The 17,895-nt window shown below is 48.7% G+C and carries 14 protein-coding genes; 9 read left to right on the top strand and 5 right to left on the bottom strand.

The genetic code is table 11. The annotated features are described in order from the left end of the window. Nucleotides 1-3 precede the first annotated feature (3 nt). The 3 genes from OHJ21_RS09125 (at nt 4) to OHJ21_RS09115 (ending at nt 1,655) form a co-directional block, all read left to right on the top strand. A complete protein-coding gene (locus OHJ21_RS09125; RefSeq protein WP_326113517.1) occupies nt 4-492 on the top strand; it encodes a phage tail protein in 489 nt (162 codons plus the stop codon). Beyond that, nucleotides 485-910, top strand: a complete 426-nt coding sequence (locus OHJ21_RS09120) for a DoxX family protein (RefSeq protein ID WP_326113518.1) — start codon at nt 485-487, stop codon at nt 908-910. The genes OHJ21_RS09125 and OHJ21_RS09120 overlap by 8 nt, the downstream gene beginning before the upstream one ends. Nucleotides 911-1,292: 382 nt before the next feature. Further along, nucleotides 1,293-1,655, top strand: a complete 363-nt coding sequence (locus OHJ21_RS09115) for a hypothetical protein (protein ID WP_100537359.1) — start codon at nt 1,293-1,295, stop codon at nt 1,653-1,655. A gap of 290 nt (nt 1,656-1,945) precedes the next feature. Here OHJ21_RS09115 and OHJ21_RS09110 read toward each other — a convergent pair whose 3' ends face one another. Then, the gene (locus OHJ21_RS09110; protein ID WP_486019875.1) at nt 1,946-2,461 is read right to left on the bottom strand and encodes a hypothetical protein; all 516 of its coding nucleotides are present in this window, start codon (nt 2,459-2,461) and stop codon (nt 1,946-1,948) included. A gap of 536 nt (nt 2,462-2,997) precedes the next feature. On the opposite strand from OHJ21_RS09110, the gene OHJ21_RS09105 reads away from it, so the two are divergent. The 4 genes from OHJ21_RS09105 to OHJ21_RS09090 all read left to right on the top strand — a co-directional run bounded on the left by OHJ21_RS09105 (nt 2,998) and on the right by OHJ21_RS09090 (nt 7,772). Then, nucleotides 2,998-3,987: an ABC transporter permease gene (locus OHJ21_RS09105; RefSeq protein WP_326113521.1), complete on the top strand. Its 990-nt coding sequence runs from the start codon at nt 2,998-3,000 to the stop codon at nt 3,985-3,987. Nucleotides 3,988-4,003: 16 nt separating this feature from the next. Next, nucleotides 4,004-4,915 carry a carbohydrate ABC transporter permease gene (locus OHJ21_RS09100; RefSeq protein ID WP_100537356.1) on the top strand — a complete coding sequence of 304 codons (912 nt, stop codon included), beginning with the start codon at nt 4,004-4,006 and terminating at the stop codon, nt 4,913-4,915. Nucleotides 4,916-4,966: 51 nt separating this feature from the next. Next, complete coding sequence (locus tag OHJ21_RS09095; RefSeq protein WP_486019874.1) at nt 4,967-6,583, top strand: extracellular solute-binding protein; 1,617 nt, start codon at nt 4,967-4,969, stop codon at nt 6,581-6,583. A 172-nt stretch (nt 6,584-6,755) separates the two neighbouring features. Next, nucleotides 6,756-7,772, top strand: coding sequence for a glycoside hydrolase family 130 protein (locus tag OHJ21_RS09090; RefSeq protein WP_394055611.1), 1,017 nt, complete (start codon nt 6,756-6,758; stop codon nt 7,770-7,772). Between the two features lie 67 nt (nt 7,773-7,839). On the opposite strand, the gene OHJ21_RS09085 is transcribed toward OHJ21_RS09090, so the two are convergent. Together OHJ21_RS09085 and OHJ21_RS09080 are read right to left on the bottom strand one after the other, a co-directional pair. After that, nucleotides 7,840-10,161 carry a helix-turn-helix domain-containing protein gene (locus OHJ21_RS09085; protein WP_486019872.1) on the bottom strand — a complete coding sequence of 774 codons (2,322 nt, stop codon included), beginning with the start codon at nt 10,159-10,161 and terminating at the stop codon, nt 7,840-7,842. A gap of 190 nt (nt 10,162-10,351) precedes the next feature. Then, nucleotides 10,352-11,281, bottom strand: coding sequence for a LysR family transcriptional regulator (locus OHJ21_RS09080; RefSeq protein WP_486019871.1), 930 nt, complete (start codon nt 11,279-11,281; stop codon nt 10,352-10,354). Between the two features lie 130 nt (nt 11,282-11,411). Between OHJ21_RS09080 and OHJ21_RS09075 the strand changes: the two genes are divergently transcribed. Together OHJ21_RS09075 and OHJ21_RS09070 are read left to right on the top strand one after the other, a co-directional pair. Then, nucleotides 11,412-12,503, top strand: a complete 1,092-nt coding sequence (locus OHJ21_RS09075; RefSeq protein WP_486019870.1) for a polysaccharide deacetylase family protein — start codon at nt 11,412-11,414, stop codon at nt 12,501-12,503. 124 nt (nt 12,504-12,627) lie between these two features. After that, the gene (locus OHJ21_RS09070; protein WP_486019869.1) at nt 12,628-13,869 is read left to right on the top strand and encodes a YbfB/YjiJ family MFS transporter; all 1,242 of its coding nucleotides are present in this window, start codon (nt 12,628-12,630) and stop codon (nt 13,867-13,869) included. 97 nt (nt 13,870-13,966) lie between these two features. Here the strand turns inward: OHJ21_RS09070 and OHJ21_RS09065 are convergent, their stop codons facing one another. Next, the gene (locus OHJ21_RS09065) at nt 13,967-16,573 is read right to left on the bottom strand and encodes a GH116 family glycosyl-hydrolase (protein ID WP_486019868.1); all 2,607 of its coding nucleotides are present in this window, start codon (nt 16,571-16,573) and stop codon (nt 13,967-13,969) included. 192 nt (nt 16,574-16,765) lie between these two features. Further along, entirely contained in the window at nt 16,766-17,752 is a 987-nt protein-coding gene (locus tag OHJ21_RS09060; RefSeq protein WP_165789644.1) for a LacI family DNA-binding transcriptional regulator, read from the bottom strand. Nucleotides 17,753-17,895: the final 143 nt, after the last annotated feature.

The raw sequence follows: 17,895 nt of genomic DNA, 5'->3' as shown, positions 1-17,895 counted from the left end.
AACATGTCGAATATCGTTGATTTTAAAAATGTGTCTACGGTTGGCTTAGAATCTTCACCCGTAGCAGATGCGCTTGCTGGGTTACGAGCGAATGAAGCCCGTTACTTTATGAACAAATATAAGCATGAATTTACGGTTGTACCCGCTAGAGAAAGCCAGGAAACCCTTGATTATGTAAACCGAATTTTAAAAGAAGAACGTGATCTTGAGTTTGCGGCTAAACCGTTAGAAACGTCGCGCTTTCAAGTGGATAACATCCAATTTGCCTATGTATTTTATGAGAATGGTCTTGGACTCAATGTCATGTATACGGTTGATGACCGTAAGAAGCGGGCCGTTGGTTTTAAGCTTTCGGAGGGGATGGAGGTACCAGAGGAGTTAGAAGGGAAGTTTAAGTTTGCTAGGCAGAAGTCGAAATTAGCCGGAACCATTCGGGGCTCGTTCTTTGTAATGAAGAGAAATTATATTGATGAGGTGGAAACTAATGAATAAGATGATCGGTGTTGAAACAACGATGAAAGTAAATGCCCGTCCGCTCGGAAAAATGGTAACTTATTGGACAGTCACAGTGCTACTCGCAGCAGCTATGATGTTAAGTGGTATCGGACAACTGATGCAATTTGGAGGAAACCTCGAGTTGGTGACGAATCTGGGCTACCCATTATACGTCCTGACCATTCTCGGGATTTGGAAAGTGCTTGGAGCCATCGCTCTTGTCGTGCCAGGTTTACCTCGACTCAAAGAATGGGTTCACGCTGGTATCTTCTTTTTAATGACGGGTGCGGCATTATCCCATGCATTTGCTAACGATTATGGTGATTACGGGTTTAATCTGATCCTCCCGCTTTCATACGCTGCACTAAATATCTTCTCGTGGGCGCTGCGGCCACCGAAGAGCCGCTTACAATAAGGAGATGGAGAACGTTCACGGCGATCCCTTCGTACTACCAACAATTTCTCTTGTCCCAAAAGATCTATTGGTGGGGGGGCTATGAGCGAGAACAACCAAAGATATAAACAATGAAAGCCGCATAAGTTGCGGTTTTTTTGTTTTAAGTAAATAAGTTTTTGTCATTGAGTCATGACCAACCATCTTAAGAGAAAACATTAAAGTACAAAGATAATCTTTTTATATTGATATTAGGGAAATCAAGGGTATGCCCGCTTTATCTTTGCACTTGCATACATGTTGTACACTTATATTGGAAACGAAAGCTCAGGAGTGGGTGCAGCGGCCTTTGGATTTCGCACTTACGTTCAGTACAAATACATAACAAGTGAGGTTTGAAAAAATGAAAGCTGTTAGCCCAGAACGCCAAACATTGTTGATAAAATCGATGCAGTCCACTTTAAGCAAACTCGAAAAAACCTATAAGAATATGATTGAGAAAGGATCAAATGCAACCCTGGCTAAGAAACGGCTGGATGCAGTGAAAATCGCCTTAGATAGTCTAGAAAATGCTTGGTATGGAACAGAATTTTCATACGAGAAGGAAAACATCCTTGAAGCCCGAAATGTCATAGTTGATATTCTTCCATCTGTTGAAAAACAGTATGGTCACGCTAAAGAAGGTAGTCCTCAAAAAACGTTACTTGAAAGACGCATTGCTTCTATTGAAGCAGCTATAGAAGCACTTGATGCCCACACCCAATAAATTCCATGAGAAATTCTGGCTAGTAGAAATACACTGCCTAAAGTAGCCGTGAGAGGGTTTCGAAAATGTGATTAAAGGTAGCTGGGCTTCGGGATAGCGGTGTCAGGCGACATGAATGAGATGTATAGGTTCAAACCGTACCTAGTTTTACAGATGTATCCCTATTAAGATTATGATGTGGAGTCATTTAATTAAAGCATATTAAAGACCAACTTTAATGATAAGTTGGTCTTTTAATATGCTAATGAGAGTATTCACAATGACTTAGTTATCATTTCAATCCCGGTTGTTTAATCCCAAAACTTCACAGAACCGGATCCACTGAAGCTTTCATAAACGTAAAATTCTGCCTTCTTGTTGTCCCCGTCGACATAGTTGCTAATTCCCCGATAGATCAGTGTGTCGCCAGGGTACAGAAAGTATTCATAGCCAGTCACAATTTCGTCGGTATTGCTGCCCGGATCATATTCCCGCAGCTGATACCAGGCCCCGCCGCCCGGACCGCTCTCAACCTGGAACTTGAAATCACCGCCGCCAGAGTGAACGTAGTTTGCCGGGTTTTGTGAGGAAACCGTTGAGAGTTTACCGAGGTAATCCCACTCGCCTGCTCCCATCGGGGTGACGACATCCCCGTTGGCACGAATAATCGTGATGTTAGGGGTAGATTCAACAGTTCCTTCCACAGCTCTGGATTCCAATTCGGGTTCGGTGGCAAACATCGTGGAGACGGGAGCCGCGACTATAAGCGTCAGGGTGGCCAACATAACGCGCAACCAACCGACACCCATTTTTTTTCGATCCTTCACATTCATCGTCCTCCTTATTATTTCAATGTATAAAATCAGAGATAATGTAACACACCTAGAATGTCATAACAACCAAAAATTACTAAAAATGATTTAATTATAAAAAAATGCAACTATATGTCTAAGTCTTAGGTCTCTCTATGCCTGGTCTGATGACTCAGCATATTGTTGACGTGACACCACCTAGGATCTATACATCGTTCGATCTGGCAGGTTCATTAGGATTATCCTACGGGCTCGGGCAGCTAGATGGAGCGCAATATGTAACTTATGAAACTTGATAATAGGTTCATATGTTACATATTTTCCAGATCATATATGAGCAAGGATCGCGAAGATTTGGATGAGAAAAAAATGTTAGTAGCGGGATTTCACCGCACAGACGGATGACAATGCACATCTTACACATTTACGATATCATGCTGTCTTCTCTACACTTTGGAATGTAAGCGTTACCTGTTATTCACTGAAACGTGATGTACGTGAGTGAACCAGATAACCTGACATGAATCGATAGGTAAGAGAGGAGGGGAAACATGAGGGGAAGAAGACTACTTGCTGTGATATCCGGAAGACGTTCCATCCATCGCGAAACGAAGCCGCCTAATCCAGGTGTAAACCAAACGTCCCTTGGTAAAAGAATCAGCGTGAACTGGGAGCTCTATCTGTTCTTGGTGCCGGCCTTACTGTATTTCCTTGTATTTCACTATGCGCCGATGTATGGTATCCAGATTGCCTTTAAGAACTTTATCCCTAGCAAAGGAATCATGGACAGCCCATGGGTGGGCTTCGATCATTTCGAGCGTTTCTTCAATTCCTACTATTTCTGGGATCTGCTCTGGAATACGTTCAGCCTCAGCTTCTACGAGCTGTTAATCGGGTTTCCGCTGCCGATCATCCTGGCGCTCGCTTTTAACGAAATCCGGACGGGTCCCTTCAAGAAAATCGTCCAGACCGTTACGTATGCGCCTCATTTTATATCCGTTGTTGTCATGGCGGGTATGATTATTACCTTTTTATCGCCGTCCACAGGCATACTGATCCAATTTATCAAATGGATGGGCATCGATGCGCCAAACTTTCTTTCGGATCCGGCTTGGTTCAAGACCGTATACGTTCTGTCCGGGGTCTGGCAAAGCACCGGATGGGGGACCATTATCTATCTGGCTGCGCTGTCCGGTGTCGATCCCCAGCAGCATGAAGCCGCGATAGTGGATGGAGCGAGTCGTTTCAAACGATTGTTGCACATCAACCTGCCGGCCATACTCCCGACGATCACCATTTTGTTGATTTTGAACATGGGCAATATTCTTACGATTGGCTTCGAAAAAATACTGCTGCTGCAAAACTCACTGAATATGGAGTCTTCCGATGTCATTTCAACTTATGTTTACCGAACCGGTCTGGTAGACGCGCAGTACAGCTTCTCGACAGCCGTTGGCCTGTTCAACTCCGTTATCAACGTCATTCTACTGGTAACGGTCAACCGGATTGCCAGACGCACCAGCGAGAACAGCCTATGGTAGAAAGGAGGGAAGTACATTGGTTACCGCAATGAAGGAATCGAAGTGGGACAAGATTTTTCTTGGCAGCGTCTATGTCTATTTATCCATTGCTCTGATTGTTGTTCTGTATCCGCTCATTTATATTCTCAGCGCATCGATCAGCAGCCCGCAGCAGGTGAATTCCGGTGCGATGTGGCTGTTTCCCAAAGAGATTACCTGGGCCGGATACCAGCTGGTCTTCGAAAACCCGAAGATTTGGAACGGATATCTGAACACGATCGTTTATACTGGGATAGGTACGCTATTGAACCTGGCCGTGACACTGCCTGCAGCCTATGCACTCAGCAGGTCAGATTTGGTCGGTCGTCAACTGTTCTTGGGATTTATTCTGTTCACGATGTTTTTTACCGGGGGGCTTGTGCCAACGTATCTCGTCGTCCGGAATTTGGGGCTGATCAACTCGATGGGGGCGCTCATTCTTCCCGTAGCAGCATCGGTATGGAATATCATCGTTGCCCGGACATTCTTCCAGTCGACGATCCCGAAGGAACTGCAGGAAGCGGCATATATGGACGGCTGTACCAACCTGAAGCTGTTCGCCCGCATTATTCTGCCGCTGTCCGCGCCGATTATTGCAGTCATGGCATTGTTTTATGGAGTCAGTCACTGGAACAGCTATTTTCCGGCTCTGATCTATCTCAACGATGAGAGCAAGTATCCTCTGCAGATGGTACTACGGCAAATTTTGGTTCTTCAGGAAATGACGGCGGAAACGACTGGTGCCGGAATCAGCGGGGATGCGGCCAGGGCAATGAATTCCAAAGCCGAAACCGCATCCCTGATCAAATACGGGGTTATCGTCGTATCGACGCTGCCGATTGTGGCTCTCTATCCTTTTTTACAGCGTTACTTTGTTCAAGGGGTCATGATCGGTTCTGTAAAAGGATAATGTAAGCGTTTTATCAAAAAGAGTTTGAGTATTCAAAGGGAGGAAACATGAATGAAGATGACAAGCAAATCGTGGAAGCTGGTGTTGACGGGCATGACAGTCCTGTCCCTGCTCGCCGGATGCAGTTCGGCCAGCGATACGAATTCTACCGGAACGAAGTCAACAGAAGCAGCCGCTGTGATTAAAGAGGGCTTCCCGATTATGAATGAACCGATTACGCTGACCATGATGGCACCTGATGTCGGTGTTCAGAACTGGAAGGATATGGTCGTGCTGCAGCAGATGGAGGAAAAGACGGGCATTTCATTCCGATACTTGAATGCACCGAAGGATAGCTTTGACACGAAGAAGAACCTCGTATTTGCCAGCGGCGATTACCCGGATGTCTTCTATGCTGCAGGCTTGACGGCGGCTGAACAGATGAACTATGGCGAGCAGGGAATTCTGATCCCGCTTGAGGAGCTTATCGAGGAATATGCTCCGAACTTCAAGGCGCTGATGGACGAGATTCCGGAGATCCGTAAATCCATTACGGCTCCGGATGGACACATCTACTCCTTGCCTGCAATCGATTTAAGCCAGCACTGGTATCGCAACCCGCTGTGGTACAACGGTGATTTCCTGGAGGCCCTGAATATCGACAAGCTTCCGGAGACGACCGAGGAGCTTTATACCTTCCTGAAGCGTGTAAAAGAAGAGGATCCGAACGGCAATGGAGTTGCCGATGAAATCCCGATCTCTTCGGTATCGACAGCTACGACCAATGCTCGGGATATTCGTACTTGGCTTCTTGGTGCTTTCGGCGTCTATGAAGACGAAATTTATGTAGACGATGAGGATGTTGTACATTATACCCCGATAGAAGAGGGCTTCCGAGAGTATCTGGTCTATATGAACCGTCTATGGAAAGAGGATCTGCTGGACCACGAAAGCTATTCGCAAACCGCAGAACAGAAAAAGGCCAAGGCACAGAACAATCAGGTGGCCCTGTTCTCCGACTGGCATGCCTACATGACCAAAGGCGGGGAACCGTCCACCCAAGATCCGATGTTTGCTCCGGTGAAGAGCGATTTGGTAGACAAGCCGGCCATCGCCAAGAACAGAGGGATTACGACAGGGGCTTTTGCCATCTCGGTTACCAATCCCGCCCCTGAAGCATCGATGCGTTGGGTGGACTACCTTTACTCTTATGAAGGATCGCTCTTTTTCAACAAAGGACCAGAAGGCATGCTGTGGGAGTACACGGATGAAGCCAATCGTGTGAAGCGCTATCTGCCTGTTCCGGACGGCATGGAAATGGAGGATTACCGTGCGACTTTGACGCCAAACTACGGCATTCCGGCTCCTACCATCAACACGGACGATATCAATAAAGGATTGAAGACCGACTTTGATCTGTGGGTTGAAAAAGAAACGAAGGAAAAGCTGCTTGATCGCGGAGCCAGACCCCCGTTCCCTGCCTTGTTCCTTACCGTTGAAGAGCAAACCGAGATCAACAGTCTGAACTCGGATCTGAGCACGTATGTACAACAGATGGAGGCCAAATTCGTTACTGGAGCAGAACCATTGTCCAATTGGGACAACTACCTGAACACAATGAAGAAAATGGGTGCTGACCGGGTCGTCGAAATCTATCAAGGTGCATATGACCGCTGGAAGTCGAGCTAAACATAAAAATGTGTTTAACCGAAAGGTGCCTACAAACTGAAGCACTTGAGATGACAGAAGCTTTTAAGGAAAAGGTGGCCTGGAGAGGTGGGATGCCTGCTTCAGGCGTACCTATGAATGCAAGAAGGCCTGATTCAATCCTGAAGATCATGCAAATGTGGAGGCATAGCCTATGAAAATTACGAGACATCCGAGCAATCCGATCGTCGTTCCGGGAAAATACGACTGGCGTAAAGTCACCGTATTCAATCCTGCGGTTATTATAGACAACGGCAAGTTTTACATGATCGAACGTACCGCAGGCTCGCTAACGCCTTGTAAGAATGTTTTGGGACTGCTCGAGAGTGAAGACGGAGTGAATTTTACGCACGTGAAAGACGAGCCGATCGTGACGCCTGACATGCTGGGCTTTCCATATGGAAGCGTCCAGGACCCGCGGATCGTCAAAATGGACGGCACGTACTATTTAAACTATGCCCTTAGGCCATGCGCCATGAGTTACTATCCGACAGGAGCGGGCATACCGGAGCGGTCGATTCCGAAATATCCGGACGGCTGGGGGGAGGAGGAAGGCCACTGGCTCACTCGCTCTTCGATTCTAAAGTCAGACAATCTGATCGACTGGGAATTCGTTGCCGATACGACACCGCTCAACATCAATGACCGTGACAACATTTTGTTCCCTGAGAAGATTAACGGAAAATATGTATTGCTGCGCCGTCCGGAGGAATACGTGGGTGCTGCTTACAGAACGGACAGCGCTGCGATATGGATTACGTACTCCGAGGATCTGGTTCATTGGGAAGAGCCGAAGCTTCTGGCCAAGGCCGAGAATCCTTCTTGGGAATCCAGGAAAATCGGCGGAGCAACGCCACCTGTGCGAACCGATAAAGGCTGGCTGGTCCTTTACCACGGCGTTGATGATCAGGTCGTTTACCGTGTTGGGGCGATGCTTCTTGACCTGAACAACCCTGAGAAGGTCATAGCAAGAACGAAGACTTTCATTATGGAACCGGAAACCTATTATGAGAAATTCGGTTATCAAATTCCGAATGTGGTGTTCCCGACAGGAAACGTGGTCAAAGACGGCCTGCTCTATATCTATTATGGTGTCACCGACACTGCAATTGCACTGGCTACCGTGCCGGTCGATGAGCTGGTAGAGCATATCTTGAACGAACCACAGTGAGTGAAGCGTGAGTGAAGTAGAAACAGAAGGGCCCTTTTGAGACATAGTCTCCTAAAGGGCCTTTCTGTTAGATATCCAGCCTGTTCGAGTGATGTTGTTTGCGGTACTGACCGGGCGTAAGCCCGGTTTCTTTCTTGAATTTGCGGATGAAATTGGGTGCATCCAGGTAGCCCACCTGTTCGATGATTTCCTTCAGGGGAGCGCTTGTCGTCACAAGCAGCCGAATGACTTCCTCCGTACGCCTCTTCCAGATATACTGGGAGAAACTGATCCCGGTCTTCTCTTTAAAGCTGCGGCTCAAGTAAGAGGTAGAGACGGAAAATTTAAGGGCAACATGCTCCAGGCTGAGCGTATAGTCGGCAAACTGCTGATTCACATAATGTACGATATCATCGATCAGTTTAGGCGCTGCTTGCTCATGGTTACGCTCAACCTTCTCGCAAACCTCTGCCGTCAGCGACAACAGCTTATCCTCAAATTCCTCCAGCGTTTCAAACGACGTATAGTCCGAGATGTTGCTGAATACTTCGTTCATTCCGACCTCAGAGGCGGACCGAAGCAGTGCGTTCAGCAGATCGAAGCAAATGCAGCGCAGATGAATCTGCAGCGGTTCGCTCCGGATGGTCTCCATCATCTCGGCGATCATCTGCACAGCCACCGACTCGTTGCCTTGCTTTAGGCTTTGCTCCAGCTTGAGCAGCGACTTTCTTGGAAGCCACACGCCTTTGGCGACAGGATAATTCTGCTCAGCCAACTGGTCGAAATAGGTGATACGGCTGCTGCCAACCATTCGGTGCTCCAGAGCGGTTGCGGCTTCGATGAAGGATTGGTTCAGTTGCCCCAAATCCCGGTAAGGCGTACCTACGCCCATGCTCGGATCGAGCCGAGTGTTCTCGGTGATCAATGCCTGGACCGCATGAATAATCTGCTCCATCCGGATTTTCAGCAAATCTTGACCAGGGTCAGGAAGGGATACAATCAGCGCAAATTGATTATCGGCTGAGAATTCAACGCCATAAATATTTGCTTGAAGCCCTGATGGCTCAGCATAGCTGAGAATTTCATGCACCTGTTGACGATCATGCTGGACTTCCTCGGCCGCATCGTTTTCTTCCCAGGACAGAATCACACAGAAATAAATGACTTGTTCTTGGGGAGGTTCCAGTCCAACTCCGGCGATCATTCGCTCGATTTCGGGATCATCCGGCTTGCCGTGCTTCAGTAGAAGCAGCATGCATTGGTTGCGCACGAAGGGCTCCTGCATATCGATTCGGGCACTGTAATCGTGAAGGGTCTGACGAATCCATTCCCATTCATTGCGCGTTTTTGGCTCTGGGGTATCATTGACTCTGAGCTTGGCGAATTCCATCAAATCCTTAATCGGGTGATACTGGCGTTTAGCCAGCACAAAGGCGGCGAGCACTCCGGTTATGACTGCGATGCCAAACACCAGCAGAATGAGCGTCTGTACATGAGCGACCCGGCCGAAGAACTGGTAGCTTGGCATGATGGTCATGTAGTTCCATCCATTCTCCCGGGATTTGACGGATACGACGGAATACTTGTCATTGTTCAGGGAGAGATTGTGTATGCCGGCATCAAGCGCAGCCAATGTCCCGAGATGCTCTTGAGACAGGGATACGCCGTGATTGTTGGCTGTTAGCACTTCATCCTTTTGATTGAAAATATAGCTGCTCCCGGTGAAATCGCTAAGAATGGAATCCATGACCCCGGTAAGATTGGACTCTTTCACCATATATATGACACTTCCGTAGGGATAGGGGGCATTTGGCTTAATGGGTACGATTACGGTCAGCATCGCCTCCTGTCTAGAGCTGTTGATCGTAACATTCTCGGCAGGGCGTATTACCATCTGATTTGTTTCGTTCAGAGCAAGGATGACATCTTCCAAACTCCAATTCTCATAACGATAATAGGAATCGAACGCAACGTTAACATTTGTCAGACCGCGGTAAGAATAGACAACTGGGTCGTTATGATAGTATAAGAAGATGTCTTCAATGATGCTGCTGTTTGCCTTATAATTAGCCAAAGCTTGAATGGCTTCAACTCTATAATAAGAATCACGAACCATATAAGGGGTTAAACGTCTGTCATAAGCGATTCGGCCGGAAATCTCCCGAAGCTCTGCGATACGAGAGTCGATGGTCATTTTCATCTGGTTCAATTGATTAATGTTGGATTGTTCAATCTCGGAACGAAGCCCGTTGACAGCGCTATCATAAACAAAAATCGTTACCCCCGTCAGGGGAATCAGGAAGATCAGAATATAAGACAGCACGTATCTTAAGAGCAGTTTCGACTTAAAGTGATTCCAGTTTATTTGGAAAGTGGATACGATGAATGATTTGAGCTTGTGAATTGTCATTTGGGTAAATCCTCCATTGTATGCTTTCATGTCATGCGAAAATCCGATTTCATCAACAACAACGATTTGCCGACTAAAACATTATATCATTATAATGATTTAATTCCGTGAAATATTAAAAATAAATAGAGATCCAAAAGGACCTCCATAAATCCATAATACATTTTTCTGCTATTCTTTATCATAGATGTTAAGTCCCCGTCTTTTTCCCTTCAGGCCCTGTCGAATTTTGTAGCGTGTTGGGTTCACGGATGCCCCTAATTGCTTCCATTAACCATAATGCTGCCTTGCCTAGGAGGTTTTTGTCTTTATAAGCGATGCCTATCGTGATGACAGGATTCAAATCGGTTATAGGTCTTATGACCATGGAGCCTTCCTGTTCCAGACCGCTGTAAATCGGAACAATCCCGATGCCGAGCTCTGCCTTAACCATTTGTTGAATGACAAAGAAGCTTCCAACCTCCATACAAGAAAACAGGTATTGCCCCGACTCACAAATCGCCGTTTCCCAAAGCTCTCGATAGATACAAGTCGGTTCTTTGACTAGAATGGTATGCCCCGCGAGGTCGCTCGCCGAGATACTATCTCGATCGGCTAATGGGTGATTCGTATGTAACATGATTCCTAATCTTTCCTCGATCAGCGGCTCAAACTCCAGCATGAGCTTCGAAGGGGGGGCCGAGCAAACACCAAAATCCAATTCGCCGGCCCGAACCCTCTCCGCTATGGATCTGCTGCCGCCTACTTCCATCGTTAACTCCACTTTCGGTCGAGTCTTGTAAAAATCAGCAACAACGGTCGCTAACTGCTGGCTTGCGACGGGCTCAATAGCGGCAAAACGCACCGAGCCGTTATCTCCCGAAGCAATATCCGAGACGGTCTGCCTCATGGCTTCGATGGATTTCAGTAAAACCGCTGCCTCATGATGGAGCCATCGGCCGGCTTCGGTCACGATCACACGTTTTCCGTCGCGCACGAATAAAGAAACCCCAAGATCAGCTTCTAGACGTTGAATTTGAAGGGTTACCGTAGAGGGAGCATATTGGAGTTCCTCTGCGGCTTTCAGAAAATGTCCAAGACGCACGCAAGCCTCGAAGGTCTTTAAAGCTCGAAGATCCATTGTCATCACCTTTGTTTAAGTTATTCGAACCATTTATTCATATTATTCAATTTTACAAAACATTACCGGGATTTTACAATAGGTTCAAGTGGTATCATGGTGGAAAGATATCACAGAAGGGAGTTTTACAATGTCAAATTTGGTCATTACCCGCGGCAATCCGGCGGTTTCTCACTGTGCCTTTACGTTTGATGACGGTCCTATGCGGATTCCTGTTGATGCATGGCTGGATGCCTTGGAGCAGGGAGGCGCCTACGGGACGTTTTTTCTAACAGGAGAATGGTTCGATAGGTTCCCGGCGAAAGCAAGAGAAATGATAGCCAGGGGTCATGAGCTTACAACGCATACCTACCATCACCGCAGAATGGCAGATGTGACCAAAGCCGTATTCTTCGAAGAGCTGAAGTTGGCTGAGCTCGCTTATCAAGAAGCAACGGGAAGGCCGGTTCCGACCTTCATGCGTTTTCCTTATGCCTCTTATCGGGAAGAGAATTTGGAATGGCTCCGGGAGTGGAGCTATCTGGTCATCGAGGGGGAGGACACCGTCGACTGGTCGGGACCGCCAAGCGGGCAGCTTGTGGAACGGGTGATGCCTAAGCTGGATCATGGGTCCATTTTAATGTTTCATGCCAATGAAATCGCCAAAGAGACGCCGCAGGCCGTTAAATCGCTTGTACACCATACTCACGCCAAAGGTCTTGATATGGTTACGGTATCCGAACTACTTCATGCTGATGGCATCAGGGCAGGCGAACGCAGCTGGCAAGTCCGCTTCAAACCGACTCTCCAAAATTCTTTCCATAGTGAGCAGTGGAAGCGGGTAGACGGGGAAGATGAATTGCGGAAGCTGGCTGCCGATTCACTTGAATGGGGGAACCCGAAAGCCCCGACAGGGACCGGCGCCTATAGCAAATGGCTGCAAGCGCTCTCCATGCAGGTCCAGTCGGATGGCGAAACACGTTTTGTCGCCCGCAGCTTTGCCGACCAGCACTGGGCATATGTGCGTACTTCGGTCCGCGGCGGTGTGCTTGTGCTGGAGGACTTCGCTACGAAGGAAGCCCATGCGGATGCGTTGACATATATCCTGCAATGGGCGGCTCACGAGGCATCAACCTTGGGTTGCGAATGGGTTACCAGCACTCAGGACATGCGCCGTATTCACAAGCTGTGTGAACAGCTGGGCATCGAAGCGGAGATTGTTTTGCAGGAAAGCAGCGGCTAACATATGTCCAGTAAAGCTAAAAATACAACCACAATGATATGACTCAGGTTTAACAAAGATCGCGTAAATGGTTAGTGAGCTATATAAATGGACCGCCTTATTATTTTGAGGGAAGATGGGGGATATGGGGACAAAATCCGCATTTAATTGGATTACTCTATGGGCATCGTTATTGTTTGTTGTCATACTCGGTTTTTCCAGGCTTTCCTACGGCATGTTTTTGCCTGGAATCCAGAGGGTCATCGGGGGGAGCTACGGACAGTTGGGTATACTCGGCACCGTCAACTTTATCGGTTATTTTGTCGGGACATTGTGTCTTTCTCCTTTGATCTCGCGGTTTCCAGACCACAAGCATGCCATGAATCGGATGACGTGTTTATGGCTCGGACTAACTTTGATCGGCTCGGCATTTAGTGATCATTTTATCGGGCTTGGGCTTTGGCGGTTCGCCAGTGGATTGTTATCAGCCTTCGCTACCGTGTTAGTCCTGTCCATTGCAATGGATGCCGTTCGACCGGCGGAACGAGGAGTGGCATCGGGCCTTATATGGCTGGGCGGATCTGCCGGCATTTTAGTGACGGGTTTATTCGCCCCCTATACCATAGATCCTTCACACTTGCAGGGGTGGCGATATGCATGGGTGATCATGGGCGTATTCGGTGTAATTGCCGCAGTGGGTTTCGAGTTCGTTGTTACCAGAGAGAGGCGAACAGAAAAAATACCCGCACCGACCGATTCGGAGCCACTGGAGCAAAAAAGCGAAAATGTATATCGTCTCTTGTTGAACCCAAACAAGCTCCTGTTCCTAATTGCTTCTTATTTCTTCTTCGGCTCAGGATACATCATCTATTTTACGTATTTGATTCCCTATCTGGTGAGCAAAGGCATTCCGTCTCTCTATGCCGGGCTGATCTGGTCTGGAATCGGATTTGCGGGTTTGTTTAACGGATGGATCGGAGGCAGAGCCATTGACCGATGGCCGAGTGGGTACACGCTTGCGTCGGGATTAGCCTTGGGGACAATCGGTGTGAGTGGGGTAACCACTAATAATATGTTATTTACTGTGCTTGGAGCCACCACGATCGGGCTGGTTTCCTTTATTACCCCGCCGCTGATGACAACTGCACTTCTTCGTCGTCATGTCCCTCACCATGCGTATGCGTCTTGCCTTAGCATAGCCACTGCCTTTTTTGCCGCTGGACAAATTGTCGGTCCGATCGTTGGAGGCGTGGGGGTCGAACAGTTCGGCTTGCAATTCGGCGTGGCATCCAGCGCAATCTTTATGGCGATTGCCGCTGTGCTCGCTGGTTTGTATGGACAACAGCAACGAAAGCTTGAGATCCGTGATTTGCCTATTCGTGGTTGAAAAAAAATAAGTAATGACGAGCTAGAGGAGGAGGGGGAGCCCCTCCTCCTATTCACCTAGTACCAGACCGCTTTAACTGAAACTAATAGTCACTCGTCTATCCGAGCTTAATAACCAACGAATGCCCGGCATTTATCCGAACGGTTGAAAAGAAAACGAGCACTCCTTCGTCCCAGTTGCAGTCAAGGACTTCCGTGCCGTCTAATGAAATCCCGTTTACATTCTGCCCTTTCATAAACGGCAAGTTCAGGCAACGTATCTCCAGTTCCCCGTAAAGCAGGCTCAGTTCGATCCGGTCGTTCTTCCGCACGAATGTTCCCCAGCCTGAATCCAGCGACCAGAAGCAGCGGAAATATACTTCCCCGGTTATGGGCTGAAAGCCGATCCTTTTCTCCGTCATGTCGTATTCGAATCCGCTGAAAGCGATCAGCAGCGCATAGCTGGCCATCGATCGGGCATAGTTGCTTCCGCATTCGAACTCGTTCCACGGATTCCGTCGTTCACCATCGTACCGGTCGCGGATCGCTTCAACGATCTCCATGCCTTCGGCGACCATTCCTTCCTGAATCATATGAATGGCCGCCTGATATTCGAAGCCGTTCATCGTTTCCGTCGAGTAGGTGAGTGGAACGGTCGGTTTCACAGTGCCTTCCGGCCATGTACAAATCATTAAGCCTGCCTCGTCGTTCAAGCTGTACAAGCGCCATGGGTTGAATACGTTTCGCATGCTTTTTTTGAAGTTGTGGCGGTAGATGGATGCGAGGGACTTCCGGGTCTGTTCCGGATCGAAAATCTCACCCAAACCGCACAGGTTGGCGTGCCACTGGGCCAGCACCTGGTCGATAACGCAGCCGTCCGCCACCTGATACTTGATTTCCTTCGCTTCGTCGTTCCAATAATCCCGCACAGCGCTTTCGTCGTATTTCTCCAGTACGGACCGATCCTTCAAATCGACGGTTTGGACATAATAATGACCGTTAAATAAATGTTCGTCCGTCCATGTTTTCCCCTTGGAAAAAAGCGCCAAGTATTGTTCCGCCGCGTCCGTTTCTCCCAAATGACGGGCCATTTCAGCGCCTGCCTTAAGCGCGGTGAGATAAAAACCGTTCAGCCAGGCGTTTGGTCCGTACAGTTCCATATCGAGAGTATGATGCTGCCTGCCCTCCAGCACGCCGTCCCGGTCGGCGTCCCAGCCGTCCTCGTTCGTATCGGCCCAAGCAAATTCGATCGACTTTTTGACGGCCGGCCATATCGATTTCAGCCATGCCGTATCGCCGGAAATCTTCCAGTCGCGGTACGCTTTGATCACGCCGCCGAACTGGCCGTCCGCACACGCCCGGAAGTCCGATGTCGATCTGCCGAGCGGAAGCTGCAGTCGGAAGGCCATTTTGCCGTCTTCTCGGATGTTGTACTTGAAATCCAGATCGCGCATGGATCGCTCCAACTTCGGAAAAAGAAACGGCAGGGCATAGGCGTAATTCCACACGTGGGTACAGGAGCCTTCGCAGCAGCCCTCATTGCAGATGCAGCCTTCGAAGCCGTAAAACGATCCGTCCGGTAGCCGCAGGCAGGTCGGCGATTTCAGGATCGAAATGTTGGCCGAAACGGCGTCGAGCGCGGCGGGAGGGAGACTGGACGAGTACAACGCATCCTTGAACAGCTTCGTTTCGCCGTACAACCGCTCCCAATGCTCGAGCGCGTAGGCCGCGCTTTTGGTGGAATCAGAAAATAGCGTTGCGTAATAATTTTTCCACGTTGCGGGTTGCGATGGCTTGCAATCGTCGTCGCTGCAGCCGCAAGATTCCGGATGCCAATAATTGTGGCAGTTCGGGAAGCTCCAGGTGATCACGAAGCGGACGTTATTCTTTTCCCCTGGCTTCAGCACGAAGTGCGCGGCGAGGGAGCAGACGTCACCACCTTTACCTTTTGTCGCGGCCGGGTCGTAAGTACGATTCGTAAATCGGGCCGCCTCGGTGAAGTCCCTCCAGAACATCTCCAGATTATCGAACCAGCCGCCGCGATACCAATACTCCTGATAGCTGACTACTTCCGCATCCGTTGCAATGGACAGGTCGCCGAATTCGGGGGCGCTGAAATCAGGGCCGCGGGACGACAGTTTGATCAGCTGAATTTTGCCATTCCTCGCATAACGGTGATAACGTTTATGATCTTGCATCGGATTCGTCAGCGAAAGATTGACCGTATATGTAACCGTCCGGTCAGTCGTATTATGCAGCGCGATGTCAAAAAACGCACCGGGAATGCTCGAATCTTTGTCGTTAAGCGGAATGAACGGATTAAAAGCCGTCAGCTCCACCGTGCCCGGGAAACAATCGTCGGCTGCCTGAAGACGGGCAAACGGAAACTCGCCGATAAAGCGTGTATGCTGAAAATGGGGGACACCCGCCAGCGTCGCCTGGTTGGGCCCGAAGCCGTAACCGCCGTGTTTTCTCGTTTGGATGTTGCCGGTGTAAGAAGGCAACAGATCGCCGTTCAGCACACGGGCGTCGAGAAGTTCGCCGTCCGCTTCAGCTTTCACCGCAAAAAAGCTGAACCCGTTCTCGCTTTGCTTGTTCGGCCGGTTGAAAATTTCCCAGTCGATCAAACGGCCGTTTCCGGCAAGACCGATGCAGCCTGTTCCAATGCCTCCAAGCGGAAACGAAATTTCTTTTGTTTTGGAGCCTTCATAAATAAATCTGCTCATCGCCGCATATCTCCTTTTTTGAACAGGAAATGGTTTGTTCCGTTCACGTGAACGACTCTATCTTAGCATAGGCAAATAACCTTGTGAACTGTTATTCGTTCACGTGCACGGAATTGCTATGCTCACTGAGCCTCACTTTTGAGAGTCTAGGTTGCGGCAGTCCATAGCAGCTTTATTGGTGAATCGAGGGGATCAACACGATTCGCCCTCGATAATTTGATGCTCAACGAGCGTAGTCAGCGGCACTTGCCGGCCTTCAATTTGTCCGATCAGACAGTCGATGATCCGGTTGCCGATGGTTTCCAAGGAGTACGATATCGTCGATAAGGCAGGGGAAATATATTTGAGCGTTTCGATATTGTCGAATCCCATCAGTCCGACATCCTCTGGCACGCGAACCCCGTTTTGCTTCAAGTGGAGCCAAATTTTCAGCGCGTATTTGTCGCTTGTGCAGAAAATGGCTTTACGTTTGCCGCCCTGCGCAAGAAGCTTGTCGATCTCTTCGATATATCCTTTATGGCCGATGACATGGGACTTGAGATGGCCAGCCTTTTTCAGTGCATCCTGAAAGCCCGCGAATCGTTGTTCCACGGCATAAACGTTCGTAATTCCGCGAAGAGACAAGGGGGGACTGACATAAATGATTTCCTCATAGCCTTTGGCGGTGAGCATTGCAATCGCGTCGCGGACGGCCTTCCGGTCGTCGATCCATACGTACGGCACAGTCTTGGAGACCCGGTTGCCAAATGTGACGACTGGAATATTCAATCGCTGAATAAATTGCTCGAAGGCCGCACCCGTGTTGACCGATAATAGAATAATGCCGTCCACCTTCCGGTCCGCCAAATGATTCAGGCATTCCTGTTCGATGTCCGGATTTTTGCTCGTGAGCGTCAGATTAAGGAAGTAGCCCGCTTCCCTTGCCCGCGATTCGACGGCATTGATAAGCTGCGGAAACAGCTGATTATTGATATCGAAAATGACCGTCCCGATCGACATCGTTTTGCCTTTGACGAGGCTTTGGGCTAGAAAATGAGGCCGGTAGCCCAACTGCGAGGCCGTTTCCAGAATTTTTTGCTTTGTAGCCTCATTCACTCCCGGCCGGTTATTCAGCGCTCGGTCGACGGTCCCTCTGGAAACGCCGCATATCTCTGCAATTTCTTTGCTTGTAATATTCATCCCATTCACCTTTGAACATAAAAATGTATTTCTTTCTGCATGTTACTATACCATTATTCCGTATCCAAAGTAAAAGAAAAAAGGAGTCGTTCACGTGAACGAAAAAAGTATTTACCAAAATGGAATGTCATGTTAGACTGAAA

It is taken from the genome of Virgibacillus sp. LDC1 (assembly GCF_025792345.1).
Classification (GTDB): Bacteria; Bacillota; Bacilli; order Paenibacillales; family Paenibacillaceae; genus Paenibacillus_AQ; species Paenibacillus_AQ lautus.
The sequence above is the reverse complement of the archived record's forward strand: the minus strand, read 5'-3'. Positions and strand labels throughout refer to the sequence as shown.

What these genes read in the sequence shown, in the direction of transcription:
- OHJ21_RS09125 (WP_326113517.1), top strand. Translation starts at nt 4, where the DNA reads ATGTCGAATATCGTTGATTTTAAAAATGTGTCTACGGTTGGCTTAGAA.
- OHJ21_RS09120 (WP_326113518.1), top strand. Translation starts at nt 485, where the DNA reads ATGAATAAGATGATCGGTGTTGAAACAACGATGAAAGTAAATGCCCGT.
- OHJ21_RS09115 (WP_100537359.1), top strand. Translation starts at nt 1,293, where the DNA reads ATGAAAGCTGTTAGCCCAGAACGCCAAACATTGTTGATAAAATCGATG.
- OHJ21_RS09105 (WP_326113521.1), top strand. Translation starts at nt 2,998, where the DNA reads ATGAGGGGAAGAAGACTACTTGCTGTGATATCCGGAAGACGTTCCATC.
- OHJ21_RS09095 (WP_486019874.1), top strand. Translation starts at nt 4,967, where the DNA reads ATGAAGATGACAAGCAAATCGTGGAAGCTGGTGTTGACGGGCATGACA.
- OHJ21_RS09090 (WP_394055611.1), top strand. Translation starts at nt 6,756, where the DNA reads ATGAAAATTACGAGACATCCGAGCAATCCGATCGTCGTTCCGGGAAAA.
- OHJ21_RS09085 (WP_486019872.1), bottom strand. Translation starts at nt 10,161, where the DNA reads ATGACAATTCACAAGCTCAAATCATTCATCGTATCCACTTTCCAAATA.
- OHJ21_RS09080 (WP_486019871.1), bottom strand. Translation starts at nt 11,281, where the DNA reads ATGGATCTTCGAGCTTTAAAGACCTTCGAGGCTTGCGTGCGTCTTGGA.
- OHJ21_RS09075 (WP_486019870.1), top strand. Translation starts at nt 11,412, where the DNA reads ATGTCAAATTTGGTCATTACCCGCGGCAATCCGGCGGTTTCTCACTGT.
- OHJ21_RS09070 (WP_486019869.1), top strand. Translation starts at nt 12,628, where the DNA reads ATGGGGACAAAATCCGCATTTAATTGGATTACTCTATGGGCATCGTTA.
- OHJ21_RS09065 (WP_486019868.1), bottom strand. Translation starts at nt 16,573, where the DNA reads ATGAGCAGATTTATTTATGAAGGCTCCAAAACAAAAGAAATTTCGTTT.
- OHJ21_RS09060 (WP_165789644.1), bottom strand. Translation starts at nt 17,752, where the DNA reads ATGAATATTACAAGCAAAGAAATTGCAGAGATATGCGGCGTTTCCAGA.